The 14,305-nt window shown below is 51.1% G+C and carries 14 protein-coding genes and 1 pseudogene; 1 reads left to right on the top strand and 14 read right to left on the bottom strand.

Translation table 11 applies throughout. From position 1 onward, the window contains the following. Nucleotides 1–21 precede the first annotated feature (21 nt). The 12 genes from K9N21_04020 to K9N21_03965 form a co-directional block, all read right to left on the bottom strand. On the bottom strand, nucleotides 22–303 hold the full coding sequence (locus K9N21_04020) for a DUF2442 domain-containing protein (protein MCF8143068.1): 282 nt from the start codon (nucleotides 301–303) through the stop codon (nucleotides 22–24). Nucleotides 304–313: 10 nt separating this feature from the next. Beyond that, nucleotides 314–502: a DUF4160 domain-containing protein gene (locus K9N21_04015; GenBank protein MCF8143067.1), complete on the bottom strand. Its 189-nt coding sequence runs from the start codon at nucleotides 500–502 to the stop codon at nucleotides 314–316. A gap of 26 nt (nucleotides 503–528) precedes the next feature. Then, on the bottom strand, nucleotides 529–819 hold the full coding sequence (locus K9N21_04010) for a hypothetical protein (protein ID MCF8143066.1): 291 nt from the start codon (nucleotides 817–819) through the stop codon (nucleotides 529–531). Between the two features lie 64 nt (nucleotides 820–883). Further along, nucleotides 884–1,081 (bottom strand): helix-turn-helix domain-containing protein, encoded by a 198-nt coding sequence (locus K9N21_04005; GenBank protein ID MCF8143065.1) that lies wholly within the window; start codon nucleotides 1,079–1,081, stop codon nucleotides 884–886. Nucleotides 1,082–1,208: 127 nt separating this feature from the next. After that, nucleotides 1,209–1,496: a hypothetical protein gene (locus tag K9N21_04000; GenBank protein ID MCF8143064.1), complete on the bottom strand. Its 288-nt coding sequence runs from the start codon at nucleotides 1,494–1,496 to the stop codon at nucleotides 1,209–1,211. A gap of 680 nt (nucleotides 1,497–2,176) precedes the next feature. Then, the gene (locus K9N21_03995) at nucleotides 2,177–3,091 is read right to left on the bottom strand and encodes a hypothetical protein (GenBank protein MCF8143063.1); all 915 of its coding nucleotides are present in this window, start codon (nucleotides 3,089–3,091) and stop codon (nucleotides 2,177–2,179) included. Then, the gene (locus K9N21_03990; protein MCF8143062.1) at nucleotides 3,088–4,719 is read right to left on the bottom strand and encodes an N-6 DNA methylase; all 1,632 of its coding nucleotides are present in this window, start codon (nucleotides 4,717–4,719) and stop codon (nucleotides 3,088–3,090) included. The genes K9N21_03995 and K9N21_03990 overlap by 4 nt, the downstream gene beginning before the upstream one ends. Nucleotides 4,720–4,866: 147 nt before the next feature. Then, nucleotides 4,867–5,493 carry a hypothetical protein gene (locus K9N21_03985; GenBank protein ID MCF8143061.1) on the bottom strand — a complete coding sequence of 209 codons (627 nt, stop codon included), beginning with the start codon at nucleotides 5,491–5,493 and terminating at the stop codon, nucleotides 4,867–4,869. Between the two features lie 124 nt (nucleotides 5,494–5,617). Beyond that, the gene (locus K9N21_03980) at nucleotides 5,618–6,238 is read right to left on the bottom strand and encodes a GIY-YIG nuclease family protein (GenBank protein ID MCF8143060.1); all 621 of its coding nucleotides are present in this window, start codon (nucleotides 6,236–6,238) and stop codon (nucleotides 5,618–5,620) included. Between the two features lie 120 nt (nucleotides 6,239–6,358). Next, nucleotides 6,359–7,063, bottom strand: a complete 705-nt coding sequence (locus K9N21_03975) for a hypothetical protein (GenBank protein ID MCF8143059.1) — start codon at nucleotides 7,061–7,063, stop codon at nucleotides 6,359–6,361. Between the two features lie 12 nt (nucleotides 7,064–7,075). Continuing rightward, the gene (locus K9N21_03970; GenBank protein ID MCF8143058.1) at nucleotides 7,076–8,134 is read right to left on the bottom strand and encodes a hypothetical protein; all 1,059 of its coding nucleotides are present in this window, start codon (nucleotides 8,132–8,134) and stop codon (nucleotides 7,076–7,078) included. A 678-nt stretch (nucleotides 8,135–8,812) separates the two neighbouring features. Beyond that, a complete protein-coding gene (locus K9N21_03965; GenBank protein MCF8143057.1) occupies nucleotides 8,813–9,019 on the bottom strand; it encodes a hypothetical protein in 207 nt (68 codons plus the stop codon). Nucleotides 9,020–9,761: 742 nt separating this feature from the next. Here K9N21_03965 and K9N21_03960 point away from each other — a divergent pair. Beyond that, complete coding sequence (locus tag K9N21_03960; GenBank protein ID MCF8143056.1) at nucleotides 9,762–11,675, top strand: hypothetical protein; 1,914 nt, start codon at nucleotides 9,762–9,764, stop codon at nucleotides 11,673–11,675. 138 nt (nucleotides 11,676–11,813) lie between these two features. Here K9N21_03960 and K9N21_03955 read toward each other — a convergent pair. Then, nucleotides 11,814–12,460 (bottom strand): annotated as a pseudogene (locus K9N21_03955) (carbohydrate porin). 31 nt (nucleotides 12,461–12,491) lie between these two features. Then, on the bottom strand, nucleotides 12,492–14,141 hold the full coding sequence (locus tag K9N21_03950) for a sodium:solute symporter family protein (GenBank protein ID MCF8143055.1): 1,650 nt from the start codon (nucleotides 14,139–14,141) through the stop codon (nucleotides 12,492–12,494). Nucleotides 14,142–14,305 lie beyond the last annotated feature (164 nt).

The raw sequence follows: 14,305 nt of genomic DNA, 5'->3' as shown, positions 1-14,305 counted from the left end.
CTTCTTTCCCTTACGAAAAACTCAGCCGCGCGAGATACGAGCGTCGGCTGAGGCGTCTTGTTCGCTGGCGTTCTCACCGATGTCGTAGAGAAAATCTGGTGAGAAGTCAGCGTTGTTCGGCCAGACGACTGTGTCTATATCGCGGTTCACATAAAAGGATTTGAAAAACCCCTGATCCTTCAATGGCTCAAAAATAGGGCCGTCAAGATGGGGCTCCAAATCAACAGCTTTGACTTCTCCGTTGTCAAATCGGATTTTAAGCTTGTATCCACCAAGATAGGTTGCTTCAGTGACCCATCGCATGATCGTTCTCCTAATCAAGGGGTTTGATTTTCTCCAAAGCTTCACTCCTCTGGGCTTTTTCCCAGTTCACCATGAGTTCATCTCTATGCTGAAATGCCCACTCCAAAACCATTGAGATTGCCCGCCGTGGAAGCTGGCCCTCCATCAATTTGAGATCTTCAATCGAAAAGGCAGCCCATTGCCCAGCGTATTTGAACATCTCCCCTGGTGGTCGGCGCCACCAACTTATTCGGTCAATGTTCGGATTCGCACGCGGTAGGCTGTCTCGCCGAAACTATCGTAGGTAGATGCCCTCAGGATGAAGTCGCCGGCATCCGTGGTGATCCTCCTGCCCTTCCTCCGGATGGCATGCAAATGCTCGCGTAGGCACCGGGCCTCGTCGGATAACGCTGGGAACCTGGCAATGCCTACCCCAAGGGAACCTTTCATGGCGCAGACCTCTTCGTGTCCATCCTTGTATTCGATCTCGAGTCTGTCGGCGCCGTAAGCCACTGCCTTTGCTACAAGTTGCTCCAAGACATCATTAGACTCGCAGCGTGGCTTAACCATCTTTCTTCTCCGAATCAATCATCTCCACGCACTACGAAATTCTCTCAACCTTGATGTCAAGTATTCCAGCTATCCGTTTCGCCATTGCCGGAGTGAGCCTGCGTTTCCCTCGTTCATAATCGCTGATCATATTTTGGCGCACACCCAGCTTTGCCGCAAGCTGTGCTTGAGAAAGAGTTGCTTTAAGTCGTGCAGCGGAAAGAAGGTTACCGACTCTATTGGACTGCATTTCTTTCCAAAAATCAGTTTCTTCAATGGGCACACTCTCAGAATTTTCGGATGTGAGAATGCTTACCTCAAATTTTTTCCCGATCCATTCGATGAGTTCGTCAACATTTTCACCCTGAAGGGATATCTCAATACGGGGCTTTTTCACGAGAGCCAACATAATACACCTCAATTACGATTTCCCCTTGTCTGTGTGTCCAACATGCCACATAGCGGTAATTCAAATGGCAGTGATATGTTTCGTTTCCCAAGGGGGAAAAATTGTGCCAACCTTTTTGGATTGGTCCATCTGCTTTAAGGTCTTCAATCAATAAAAATAATAACTTTCGCACGTTTCCGGGAAGCTTTTCAAGCCCACGGAGGGCTTTCTTTTGGATTTTGACCTCGTACTTCCTATGGTTATAATATAACCTTATTTGGTTATAATCAAGAACTATTTTAGCGTCGTGGGAATCGGGACAGAAGGAGGCCTCCGCGATTCCCCTCTCCCACACCACCCCCGCCAAGACGGGATCTGCGACAGGCATACGGGTCACCTACCTCGGCGGTTCGGATGAGATGCTCTCTTCATGTACGGCGTCGGCACGCCGAGGCCCGTAAAGGACTTCGCAGGTAATGTCCTTACGTTCTCCTTAATGTCGAGCGATCGCCTCTCGATTTATGCGGCGGCGAAGATCACATTGAGTGAGCACGGGGACTTTGTTTCTTTGTTGCCCAACAAGTCAACATCGGGACAACGTTCCTCTCTCCCCCACGTAGCGCTGGAATGACAATCCGCCTCGAAATCAGTTCGGGATATGGGAGAATGAAACCCCTCGCGAGTTCGGCTTCGAGCAGATGGGAAGCCGCGATGACAACATGGCCTTTGGTAAGAGCAAGAAGCCTCAGGGTTCGAGCGAGGGAATTCTTGATCTAATCTACGTCATCTGGGGTGCAGGCGACCTGGCTGTACGTCACTCGATCAAGTGCAGTGAATTACACTCTATGTGGATGGAGTTGCTCGGGTGTCGCTTGGTCCATTTACAATTTATTACCTCAAGTCGCCCAACCCTCAGCATCAGCGGCGGTGGGCAGCGCCGTCCGCTGGCTGCTGTTGTTAGCCCTCTTCATCTGTTTCATCGTTTCCTGGGGCGCTGGCGATGAAGCTCAAACCGGTTGCCGAAAGTTTCGCGGAGAACTCCACACGAGCCTTGGCGATTGTTTCAAAGTAGTTCCGAAATGCGTCGGCCTGACTCCTTGCCCATGCTTGCGATTTCGGCAATGGAATGATGATCTCGCGAAAGCGCGAACCGCAGTCCTCACGGTTTGTTTGCATGAGCGCGATACGACGCCACTGATTTCTCACCGCACTGAGGCACAAGGCCCAAAAGAGATAGAAAGGCTCCCACACTGAGGTGTTGATGACACGGAAAACGAACATCTCTTTTGTGAGAACCACCTGCTCTTCCCCCGGCACAACTATGGCGAACTCGCCGATGTTACTACTCGCCCGATTTGGCGTCAGAACGTCCCATGGTTGAAGTCCACTATTCTTGCCACGCCAAAACCTTTCGGCGACCTTGGCGGTGACAAGGTTCGTAGGATTGATGTTCATACGCATTGCGCGGATGTCAGAAACCTTGATGTAGGGAATGGTTCCGGCTCTTTGGTCGTTTCCAGGACTGCCATGTCCGCCGCGCACGGTGAGAATCTTTGCATCAAGAAGTGCTCCAAGTGTTATGCCCTCCGTTCCAAGATCACGGAGCAGCTCTCTCATCGGTTGATTGTAGCGATCATCGTAGTATGTCGGCACAATGACGCCAGTTGTGAACACGTCTGATTCGTTGACGTCAAAGCGACAAGCCGAAGGTACCCCCTCAACATAGGCGTCTACCGCCGCAATCAACTCATTGTCTACTTCCTCTGTTCGCTTGCCGGTCGCCGGGTCGGTCCTATACCTTACGCCGCCGCTCTTGTAAATTCCGCAAGTCTTGGGGTTCAGGAATGCAACTGTGTGACGTTTTGTATTCATGCTCGCGTAGCTACTTTCTCAAACACGTAAAAGTTTGTCTTTGCTCGGCAAAAACCTTGAAAGGCCTCCATTGGGATATTTGCAACAACAACAGGACGGAGGCGGGGTCTAATCCATTCCGTCACGAAACGGTAGTTGGGGGAGAAGAAATATGTCTCTGGCAACACAATTCCAACCCGTCCTCCCTTCTTTAGCAATTGGTAGGCTCGTTGCAGGAACAAGAGACCTATCTCCAAGTCCCTGTAGCCGCCGTCATTCTGAGCGGCTATCGTGAGGCCAGACAGGCGACTATCCTTTGCGGCAACCTTGAGATTCTTGCCGAACGGAGGATTGGTCAAGACGACTGAAAATCGGCCATCCTTGAACGTGCCTGACGAAAGATGAGAGAAGTCAGTACTCCACTTGTGCGTCCGCACGGAGTCTCCGCGGGCACAGTGAGCAGAGCCATCCCCGGCTATCTGCATTATCGCCTTCGTGAGCTTCAGGCCGATGGCGTCTTTCTCGATTCCGAAGATGTGAGTCTGAGCCCATTTAGAAAGGCCAGAATCCGTCATTTTGGGAAAACGCCGCTTCATTTCAATCATGCTCTGCACGAGAAAGCCGCCAGTCCCACATGCCGGATCGATCACGATGTCTGATTGCTGAAGCCCCATGAGGCGAACCCCCGCCTCGATCACGGCTTGAGGAGTGAAGTACTGGCCTTCTCCCTGTTTTAGAGCCTCGCTTCGCAGCACTTGAAAGGCCACGGCGACCGAGGAGACGCCCATGTCCAGCAGACGAAGCCCTGACAGGGCATCAACACATGCTGTGATAGTGTCATCGGACAAGCGCAACCTCTTGTCATTCTCTGTCGTGAAAGTTTCTGGGTAGACGTCGGCAAGGTTCTCGAATGCGTCGCGTACGGCGGTAGCGGTCTTCTTTGCTGATTCCATGCGCCGGAAGATGACTGGACTGTCTGGATCAGACTTGCCCTGTTTGTCGCTTTCTAGTTTGATCAGCAAGAGATTGCAAAGTTGGTCAAGTTGCTCTTCCCTGCGAGTCACCACCGTGTCAAAGATCACAACCTTGTCCAACAGGTCCGAAATGACTTTTCGAAATATCTGTTCGGTCGGTTCGACCAAGTCAGAGTATGTTGTTGTTTGGACGTCTGGCGCAATCGGCTCACCGGGCCGGGGCAACTTGTCCAGTTCAAGTCGTTTCAGCAGCAATCTGCCATCGGGACTTCGGTACAGGAATGCTGCCTTTGCTGAGGGCTCCGGGGAGTTGACCCATACGCCAAGGCTCGCATGCGGCTCGCCGACGAAGTAGCTCTCCAGTTGACTGACTCCGGCCTTCTCATTCGGTTGCTTGCATTCAACGATGAAGAGTAGATGGTTTGGATCACCACGGTGGGTTTCCCCGTCAAAGACGGCTACATCAACAGGAAAGCCAGCGAAACTCTGACCTTTTTCCCGTTTTGTGGCCTCAGATGGGGTCTTCGGAATCCGCCATTCCGTCTTGCCGAAAATCATTTGACCAGCCTTCCACCCCCGGGAAACGAGGAGGTTTACCAGTGGTCCAACAACGCCGTACTGCTCCTTGGTCTCTTTCAGGACGGCGACAACGTGTTCTTGGTAATCGTACTTCATGATTTCATACGCTCGTCTTCTTGTTTTCGACGCATCGCTTTCATTCTCTCCAGGCTAACGGTGAGTTCAGTTGGCCCGTGCTGTTTCAGGATCAACTGAAACGACAGGTTATGCCAATCACTACATCGCTTGGTTCCATCAGATCTGTCATACTTTGGGAGGCTTAACCAAGGACTCTTTCATGGTTTCCAGTTGTTCTCGCACTCGGGCCAATTCCGTAGCAACATTGTGTATGTCGAATTTACTCGTTGCTCCCCACGCAACCCCATCAAAGGCGCTAAAGTCAAAGGGGAACTCAGTCTTGCTCCTGCTTTTGAAATACCTATACACCGGGACAGGGTTGTCATACTCAACTATTACCGTAAAGGGCTTTGCGAGCACATCTCTATTCGCAACCATGTCACACCAAAAGAACTGTATCTTCTCATTGGTGCCCAAGTACGGAAAGCTCTTCTTGAAATATTCTGAAGTTCTCTTTGCCACTAGACCCGCCTTTTCAGCAGAAGGCCCAAGATTATCCCAACCGATGTAGTCTGGGTTGGATGTAATAACCACGTTCTTCAGTTCTACTCCCCTATTCTCAAATATGAAGTCAGTGAGCTGTACTGTCCGACTCCACTCTTTTGTGTCGCGCGGGAGGGTCTGCATAAAGAAGGCGACATTGGGGACTTTCGGCTTTACAATTGACTCATATACGATGAATAGAAGCAGAAAGAAAGTCAGCACGTCATACATTGCGGTCAATGCTATCGACCATTTTTCATAGCAAGACATTTCTCACCTCCGCTTCCAACCATTGCCGCCAAGCAGCAACGCTTGCAGGAAAGGTCTAACGCGCATCACGACGCTCGACGGCTTTTGCCTTAACCCCAAAACCCGTTGTTATATGAAAACTACTTCAGCGTCGGAGGTAACCCACAAATTTGTGGACGGTCCTTTTCTCCGTGATATCTATTGCTCTATTCACAATGCTCACGGCCTTTTTATCAGAAACATGGAAAAATTCTCGCTTGGGACTTATCCTTTTAGGAAGCATTTCATGTGCAAGGGATTCAGCGTCCTTAACATTGATGGTATATCTGTAATAAAGTATCTCAAACCAATATCCATATCTATTTTCAATTTCCCTTAATCTGTCCTCCACATTTCGCAGAAACCCTATCATTCCGACTTTCTTGAAATGCCTCTCATTGGGTCGGTACAGAACGTAAAGGTACCCATTTTTATATTGTTCATGATTCAAATAGCCATACCAATTGTCTTCCAGATCCCCGAAGCATCTAGCTCTCAAATATTCATTTATGTTTTCGCACATTTCTTTTGGGATACTGGAGTTTTTTGCCCGTTTATATGCTCTATTGACCCAATCATCCGCTTCATTCTTGCCCCATAGGAGATGGCATTTTCGATGTAACTCAATCAATTTTAGGGCCACATCTGATGGACATCTCTGAGCTACCATGTCATCCTTAATGTGGTAGGGGAGAACTTCATATTTTGCTTCTATTGATTGGTCCATAAGCTCTTTTCAAAGCCATTTCCACCTCGATATTCCCTTTTCGTATTCCGTATTCAAGCATAACGAAAAGCTGTCGGGCGGCATGGTCCTCGCCGTCCCGACCAGCGCCAGGTTAAATGCTTACCATATATTGTTGCTTGGAAATGATCTGATCTCTTCTTTCTCAACCAACATCAAAAGTGCATCAGTTTGTATGAAAGTAATATTAAATATCAGTATTTCATTCCAATATTGTTCTAACGCTTCTCTTAAAAAATCTAATCCCTTCGAATAATCTAATGATGGGAGAGGCAAGTTATCATAGATTAGAAGATAATTTCTTGAGAATTTATCGAAATCATCCTTTCTGAGCAAACTGGTCTTATGTTTAATTATCTCAGACATTGCGACCGCCCACTGGATTTCTGGGCTGTCACCTTCCCAACCTGGTCCTGTCAATTTCGTACTTTTCGCAATTTCATATATTTCCTGGGGTCTTCGTTTTTGTCCCCATTTGAATAGAGACATATCCACAACTGTTTCATCTTCCGTCTTTTCTGAAATTGCACTGGCATGTGCATAATCTTCAGGTATGGCCTCAGTGTGCTCGATCCCTATTTCCAGGTTATTCGTTACAAGATGGAAATCTGGCTTGTCGCGATGAGTAAGCTTGATTGGAAAAGTCAATTCATTGAAAGCAGTTAACCAATGACAAATAGACCAGCGCTCACAATGTTCTTTTGTTCGGCCGCACGAGCGTAACGGCACCGAAATATCAACAGATGATAACTCTGCTATCAGATCGGTTCTATTTGAAGCTGAAATATTCATTATCTCTACGCGCATTTAACGTTGCACTTAACCGGGCGCGGCTGGTGGCGCTCCGGTTGAAGCGCTTGTTGGCTTTCGTGTCTTTGGCATCCCTTTCGCCTGCCATACGTTGGGGTACAGGAGTATTCCTATCAGTTGATACACAGTCGGCGCAACCAGATCACCGGACTTAGTTCTCCTCAACCGCCGTTTCCATCGAACCGAAAGCCGGCTATCCAGCAGTGCTTGATACAGCAAGCTATGCCTCTGGAACCGGCTTATTCCACAGCTTTCAAACTCAAGAATCATTTCGCTTGGACTCCACTGTCTCCCATCGGGATATACCATTCTTGGCATAGCAGCCGCCAAGGGCTCTCGCGGTTGAGCCCACAACCCTGTATCGACCCACCCATGAGCAGGGAAAACTATAGCACTAACACGGGAGCCGACTGCCGATGTTGCCGAGCTTGCCCTTCGAATACGCGAAACGGCGAGGTTGGCAACATCATAAGCCTGAACACCTGGCACCGAAAGCAGGGATTCTATATCCTCCGTAGTTTTTGGCGGAAGCGCTGATGTATACCCATTGAGACAAACGCGTGCCTTTGACGGGACTGCAAAATAGATTCGAAAAGGTTTCGGGGCTGGGACTTCAGCCTGCTTCTCTTCATTTACCCAGGCAGGAACGTACTCCTGATCTGTTACTACTGCTATCCACGGATCTGCAAAGAGCCGCGTGTAACCAGCAAACACAACTGTAAATATTGGCGGGCTCTTTGGGTACATGGAGCGTATGTGATTTGATTCTTCGGCCAATGACACGGCAACACGGTGCAGAGCAGTTCCCAGATTATTGCCACAATTCGCGGCTTTCGACAATGCATCGGCAACTACTTTGTCCGTTGTCACGTACTTGCCATTTCGCCGTTTCCACTTTGCAAAGCCCGTGTAAGTGACAGCCCCCCGAACGTCGGCAAAGGCAAATGCAATATGCTTGTTGAATTTCTCGTCTTCCGGCTCGAATTGATTACCGCGCTGAACCACAGACCTGCGATCAGCAACAGACAAAACAAACTCCTGATGTAACATGGTTGCAAGAATCGTCACGGGAAAAGAACTCCTTGAAAGATTGTCACATTACGCGTCCGATTTACGATGCCGTGTTAAGCCAACAGATATTAGACAGAAAAAATCTATTACAAAAAAATTGGCTGAAGCAATTATTCAATGATATTTACAGGATAGCCCACAGGCTCAAGATGCTTAAAAAATATGATTAATAATCTCAAAGAGTTATGCTAACCCATGCCAAAGTGATAGAATTTTGCTGCCTATCATGGCAGCGAACTTTGTAAGGGAACCATTTGAATCGGCTGACTTTTTTAGCTGCAAAAGGGCATCCTACGACAAATGGGTTCAGGTTCATGGTGACGTTGACTCGCGACAGGGGTTTCGGATTCGTCGGCACGAAGCCCGAGGTTGCTTCCGGGTTGATCCGGACAAAGATACAGGCTTCCGGCAGAGACAGGCCCGGGGGTCTGGAGGGACCCGGTCCCGAGAATATGCCGGGGCGGACAAGTGTCAGGGGTATGGATTGGGTGCGGCGCCATCATCAAAGAGTCCCTCCTGCGAGAGGACTATTGCCGTTTGAACCCGCAGCATGACCTTCGCCGCCGGACCCGGCAGACATCCGGAGAAGCCGGGGCGAGGGGCGTCTCCGGTGGGTCGGAAACTGAAAAATTATCCTATGTCACCCTAAATAAAATGTCAACATGCAGGTTTTGTTCAAAGCCGGATCATGAGACTCAAACCGAGCTTTTCACGGCCTTGTTGAGCGCTGACTGCCGACCGAACAAGTCTGACTCGGGTCATCCGCATGGGAAACCCCCGACCTATTTCCAGGCGATATCCATATCTAACGGTATCAATGGTGCAGGGCTTGGTGTGCTCGTGGGTCAGAAGGTCTGTCTTATGGTGGTTGGTGAAACCCATTCACTCGGTGCTCCCATGACCCAGGAGGCGCTCTCAGGGATGAGGTCGGCCCCGAACTCCGTAGATCCTTTTTGTTTGACTTTTGTGTCAAAAGCGGTATGCTTTTGAACAGTCATTTGATTAAAACCTTACCGCAATGAGCTTCAGTTCCGCCCGCCTTTCCAGTTCCGCCATCGCCATCCCCAGCTAAACAGCATACCAATACCACAACAGATTTTCTGCGCCCATCCGGTCTTCTTCCCACCGAGGAGCTGTTCCCGCGATAGGGACACTCCTCCAACTCCGATAGATCCCAAAGAACTCAGACCCTCAACAGGTTCAAATCGGCTAACGATGAGCACCATTTCCAGGCAATATCTATATCCATTGGACCCATGCGGGAATCGATGGTGTGGGATCGTGCCCACCGAAACCCGCATCGGAGGGCCTCCCGCCCCGAACTTAGACCCCCTTATTGTGGCGCCTTGTCCCGACCATAATATCCTGCGGTCATATTTCCGTTTACGTCCGAGCCCGTTTCCGCTATATTTCACCTTTAAAAAGCAACTTCTTATCGCCTCACCTCAACCTGATTGTGCCTGAACGAAAACCCCGTTCAGGCACAATTACGAATTGAGGAATTGCGAATTCCGAATTGATGGAATAGAGTTGAAATTAATAAAACCAAGTTTTCGATTCCACCCTTTTTGGATTTCCGGGTTTCCGTTCAGACACTAATTAACAAACAAATCAAGGGAGAAAAATGAGACCATTCTTTTTTTTCATGACGAAGCCGGCTTTTTGTCGAAAGGGCTTAATCTTGCTGTCCTGCCTGTCTGCATTGCTGATATTGACACTGGCACAGGTGCCCCGTGCATTCGGCGCGATCACCTATTACGAGATGACGGTGCACAACAACTTCGGCCCGGGCGAGTTTTACGGCGCCACGCCGACGGATGGGCAGATTTGGCTGTTGACCGACTATGCGATCGAGTATTGGCAATCCGGCACACTGAAAAAACTAAATCCGGATTCGGTGCAGGGAAACTACGATATTGTGCGATTGAGTGACATCGACCAGGGCAAGATACATATTCTCCGCCCCAACAATGGCACGCGGTTTTACGCTATTTTGAGCGATTCGAAACCTGCGACAACACAGCCGGACGTTACCACAACGATGCCCTACAACTATTTCGAGTGGGTTTTCTTTGGTTCCGCGCCTCAGACCTTTGATATGTCCTGGATCGATCGGTGGGATTTCCTCACCCGTATGGAGTTTTCGAATCTTCCGGCAGATCGGGCCCCCTATGGGCTTTATGGAGCAAAGCAAGGCCAGTCCACCGCCGTGGCAAGCGCCGCTATTGCAGCCTACACCACCCAGCCCCAGTTCGCGTGGCTGGGTGCAGAGGGTGGCGGCTTTTCGAAAAAACTCTTGTTTCCGGGTGCCACTAATCCCATCGGCTGGATCACGCGGAATCAATTTACGGGTATTGGATTTGCTAAGAATATCGGTAGTTTTACCAGCGCCCTGGACCGGATTATTGCCACCACAACGGCGTCTGGAACTGTATGGACGGCAGGGTACGAAGGCACGGGACCGAACTGGACCACCGCGGGTTTCCGTGTGGGCTACACCGAGCCCTTGAGCGATCCTGCGACGGGAACGGTCAATGATGCAACTGCCTGGACCGCCTACGTTTCTTTTACAAAGGATGGCTCCGGCGCGTACACCATGCATGTCAAAGACTTCACGCTCTACAAATTCAACGCGGCTGGGCAGGGTGTTCAGATATGGAATGCGGTGACCAACGCCGGCGGCGCCGTATACGAAGCAACCGAGGCTCAGGGCGTGCTCGACTGCATCTGGATTTCCTCGTGGAACAATCTCGCAACTCCCTGGCCAGCCTGGGTCACCAATCTCGGCGGAAACAGTGCGAATATGATGTATGCCATCTACAACGCCATCTTTTCGGGGGTTATCTACAAGGACGAATTTGTGAACAATTCGCCGCTTCCCACAACGGGGGTATGGACGGGGTACGTGCCGCGCATCAAGGGCGTAGACACCTACAATTTCGAGATTCTGGTCGAGGGGGCCCCGGTAACGGGTGGACTTGGCGGGCTTCTGACCGGACAGGATATGATCACCCTGCAGGACGATCGCCGAACAGCCGGTGATCTGGTGAATCCGTACTATCTGGAACTGATGCGCACACAGGAGGTCACCCCCGCCTATCTGTATCCCTCTGCGGACATGTGGGCGTTTAAAGGAACCACCGGTGATCCGCCGCAATTGGGAATTCAATCAGGCGCCCTGGGTCCCGGGGACTTCGGTGATAACGCCACGCTCGACTGGTATCTCGGCGGAGGCGGAGGCCAGACGCAGCACCACCTTTACGTAAGCAGTGACACCGAAAACAAGTGCGGAGGCAAGACACCCTGCCATACCACCATTCAGGCGGCCGTTGACGCAGCCACCACCGGATCATCCATATTCATAGCGGGCGGGAACTACTCGGAAACCGTTACCGTGAAAGGATCCAAGGCGCTGACTTTTAATGGAAACTGGGATCAGACATTTGAAAACCAAAATGGCAACACGGTGTTGACCCGGGCCCCCGGCGTGGAACAGGGTTCGGCTTTGACGCTGCAGGAATTACATATCACGCCGTGATGTGTAACGTCATCTGTGTCATGGTGGTGTCTGTACGTCTGAAGGCGCACCCGCCGGTCTCCGCTGTGAGGTGGAAATACCCGGCAAGGAGCACAGACGATCAAAGGCGGTCAATAGCAGTCCTCCTTCTTTAATTTTCTAAATTTCCGCCGTTGCCCTGAGCCCGAAGATCCATCCACCCGGACTTTCCCCCGCATTCATGGAGTCTTTCATGTACTGCACGTCTCCTGTGATGGCAAACATGTGGTTCAGGGCAACACGGACATAGGTCTCGAACACATGGGTGTGATCCACATCCTGATTGCCGCCGTTCATGTGGGCGTAGCCGATGCCGATAGTGTCGGAAAAACGTCCCCAGAGGGTGCCGTTGATATGGACTCCTCCCGAATAGACTGCCTTGCAATCTATGGCCGCCGCGTCATCCTGCCAGCCGAACCTGATCCATGCCCCCAGAATGTCACCCAGTTCCTGATCAAAAGAGGCGATGGCGCACCTGCGTCGTTCCAGGTGCGTCCCCGCAGGATTGGGATAGGCATCGCTGGACATGCCCAGCAGGAGTCGATAGTTTCCATGCCCCAGGCCCGAATCCGCGGCATAGGCCAATTGCATGAAATATGCATTGTACGACTCATCGAACTTCCCTTTCCGGCCATTGCTTCCAACGGCCATGGCAAAAAGCGACCCATCTCCCATTCAACGGCAGCGCCCAGGTCATAGGGTGCCAGCCGCCAATCGAGAAGCTTACCCGGCCGGTATGAGTCGTTCTCTCGAGAGGGGGTGGCCATTAAGACGGCTTCCTATCGGGGGTCTCAATTCTCATGAAGATGCGATCGAGAATCGATCGGAGTTTTTCCTGCCCGATCCTGCATCGACCATTCGGACCATCAAGTAGGTTTGAAGGAGGGAAAGCCCCACAAAGTACCCGATCCAGAGGGGTATTCCGGCCCACATGGGACTGGTGCTCCCCCAGGCCCAAAAATCGAGAGAAAGGAGAAACACGCCCAGCAGGAGGTAGACATAGGGGCCCGACATCCATTGAGGCATGGATAAGTGAAGGAGTCCCTCCCGCCAAAGCAAAAACCCGTGTATGGTCAGATAAACCAGAAATGCCAGCGCCATGACCGGGACTACCGGCAGAAACCCCCAGGTGGGCGTTGCTTTAAAGTAGCCGAGGATCATCAATCCCTCGCCGGTGAGTATGGATAGAATGGCCGGGAGCGGCCACACTTTTTTGAAATAGAGTCCGAATATGACCGTGGGAAACAGGACGGCGAGCCCGGTGAAGGTCTGTGTTGCAATCTGGAGGATGGTTGCGGGAGGCCGGTATGCGAGGGCAAGCCCTGAGATGCTCAGGATAACGACAAAGATCCTGCCTGCCGCATGACCCTTCCAAGCTCTTTGTGCAACGATGGGGAGGACGTCTCTTGTAAAGATGGAACTGAGAGTGAGGAGCTGAGAGTCCATGGTGGACATGAGCGCGCCAAGTCCGCAGGCAATGACCAGTGCGGCCATGGCATCTCCGGAGACCAGGGTAATTACCATGGGGAGGATGCGGTCGGCCTCCTTGCCGGCAAGATCCGGAAATGAGAGATGCCCCAGGACCCCAACAGTAACCGGCATAAAGAAGATGATGGTGCATACGATGGGATAGAGAATCATCATCCGGCCGAGGGTCTTCTCGTTCCTTGCCGAAAAAAACCGCTGAAAGAGCTGAGGGAACATCGGATCGCAGAAAAACCAGAGCATGATGAAACTGAACCAGATGGCAGGGGTATATTTTCCGGAGGCCCCCGGCCGTGAGAAAAGCTCCGGATAAATGGCGAAGACCTTCTCACTTGCCGCGACAAACCCGCCATGGTGGTTGGCTACCTCAAACAGGGATATGCCTAGCATCACGGCCATCAGCATCCCCTGGAACAGGTCGGTCCAGGCAACCGCCCGCAACCCCCCGCGAAGGGTATAGAGGAGGGTGATGCCGGTCACAAGGGCACATCCGGCGAAGTATGGAAAGCCTACCAGCTCCTGGAGGGCATATCCCGCGGCCATCGGCTGCAAGGCCAGGTAGGGTATAGTGAATATAATCATGACCAGGGCAAAGAGAAAAGAGAGGAGAGGGCTGTTATACAACAGCCGGATCATCTCCGGAGGGGTTATCGTTCCTTGTTCCCGGCCCACGCGCCAGATTTTTCTGCCAATGACCCAGAAGGTGAGGGCCATGAAGCCCGTGCCGAAGCCCATGATGGGGAAAAAGGCATAGCCGTCCCGGTATCCGGCCCCGGAGGTCCCGAATACCGTGAACGCAGAAAAATTAGTGGCCGCCATGGTGCCGAGGAGCACAAAGGTCCCTAACTTCCTGTCGGCCAGGAAATATGTCTCGGGAGTTGATTTCCATCGGGTCCGCGCGAGAAATCCGATGATCAACACAATGACAAAGTAGCCTGCCAGGACGCACACTTTAATAGACATTATCAGGGACTCCTTATGGAATGCCGTGCCGGTTCCACGTGAGGTGAACAAAAAAAGCCACCCCAAAGTCGGGATGGCTTTTGCCTGACATAACTTTGTCCAAAACCGATATTCACTGTTGACTTATTCTGTTCAACTGCAGATGTTCTGTCAAGAATTTTTTG

Source organism: Deltaproteobacteria bacterium (assembly GCA_021737785.1).
In the GTDB taxonomy this organism is placed as follows: Bacteria; Desulfobacterota; DSM-4660; order Desulfatiglandales; family Desulfatiglandaceae; genus AUK324.
This window is presented reverse-complemented; position numbering and strand designations above follow the sequence as displayed.

Excerpts from the sequence above, each read along its gene's own strand:
- K9N21_04020 (MCF8143068.1), bottom strand. The coding sequence starts at position 303 with ATGCGATGGGTCACTGAAGCAACCTATCTTGGTGGATACAAGCTTAAA.
- K9N21_04015 (MCF8143067.1), bottom strand. The coding sequence starts at position 502 with ATGTTCAAATACGCTGGGCAATGGGCTGCCTTTTCGATTGAAGATCTC.
- K9N21_04005 (MCF8143065.1), bottom strand. The coding sequence starts at position 1,081 with ATGCAGTCCAATAGAGTCGGTAACCTTCTTTCCGCTGCACGACTTAAA.
- K9N21_03995 (MCF8143063.1), bottom strand. The coding sequence starts at position 3,091 with ATGAATACAAAACGTCACACAGTTGCATTCCTGAACCCCAAGACTTGC.
- K9N21_03990 (MCF8143062.1), bottom strand. The coding sequence starts at position 4,719 with ATGAAGTACGATTACCAAGAACACGTTGTCGCCGTCCTGAAAGAGACC.
- K9N21_03985 (MCF8143061.1), bottom strand. The coding sequence starts at position 5,493 with ATGTCTTGCTATGAAAAATGGTCGATAGCATTGACCGCAATGTATGAC.
- K9N21_03980 (MCF8143060.1), bottom strand. The coding sequence starts at position 6,238 with ATGGACCAATCAATAGAAGCAAAATATGAAGTTCTCCCCTACCACATT.
- K9N21_03975 (MCF8143059.1), bottom strand. The coding sequence starts at position 7,063 with ATGCGCGTAGAGATAATGAATATTTCAGCTTCAAATAGAACCGATCTG.
- K9N21_03965 (MCF8143057.1), bottom strand. The coding sequence starts at position 9,019 with ATGGGTTTCACCAACCACCATAAGACAGACCTTCTGACCCACGAGCAC.
- K9N21_03960 (MCF8143056.1), top strand. The coding sequence starts at position 9,762 with ATGAGACCATTCTTTTTTTTCATGACGAAGCCGGCTTTTTGTCGAAAG.
- K9N21_03950 (MCF8143055.1), bottom strand. The coding sequence starts at position 14,141 with ATGTCTATTAAAGTGTGCGTCCTGGCAGGCTACTTTGTCATTGTGTTG.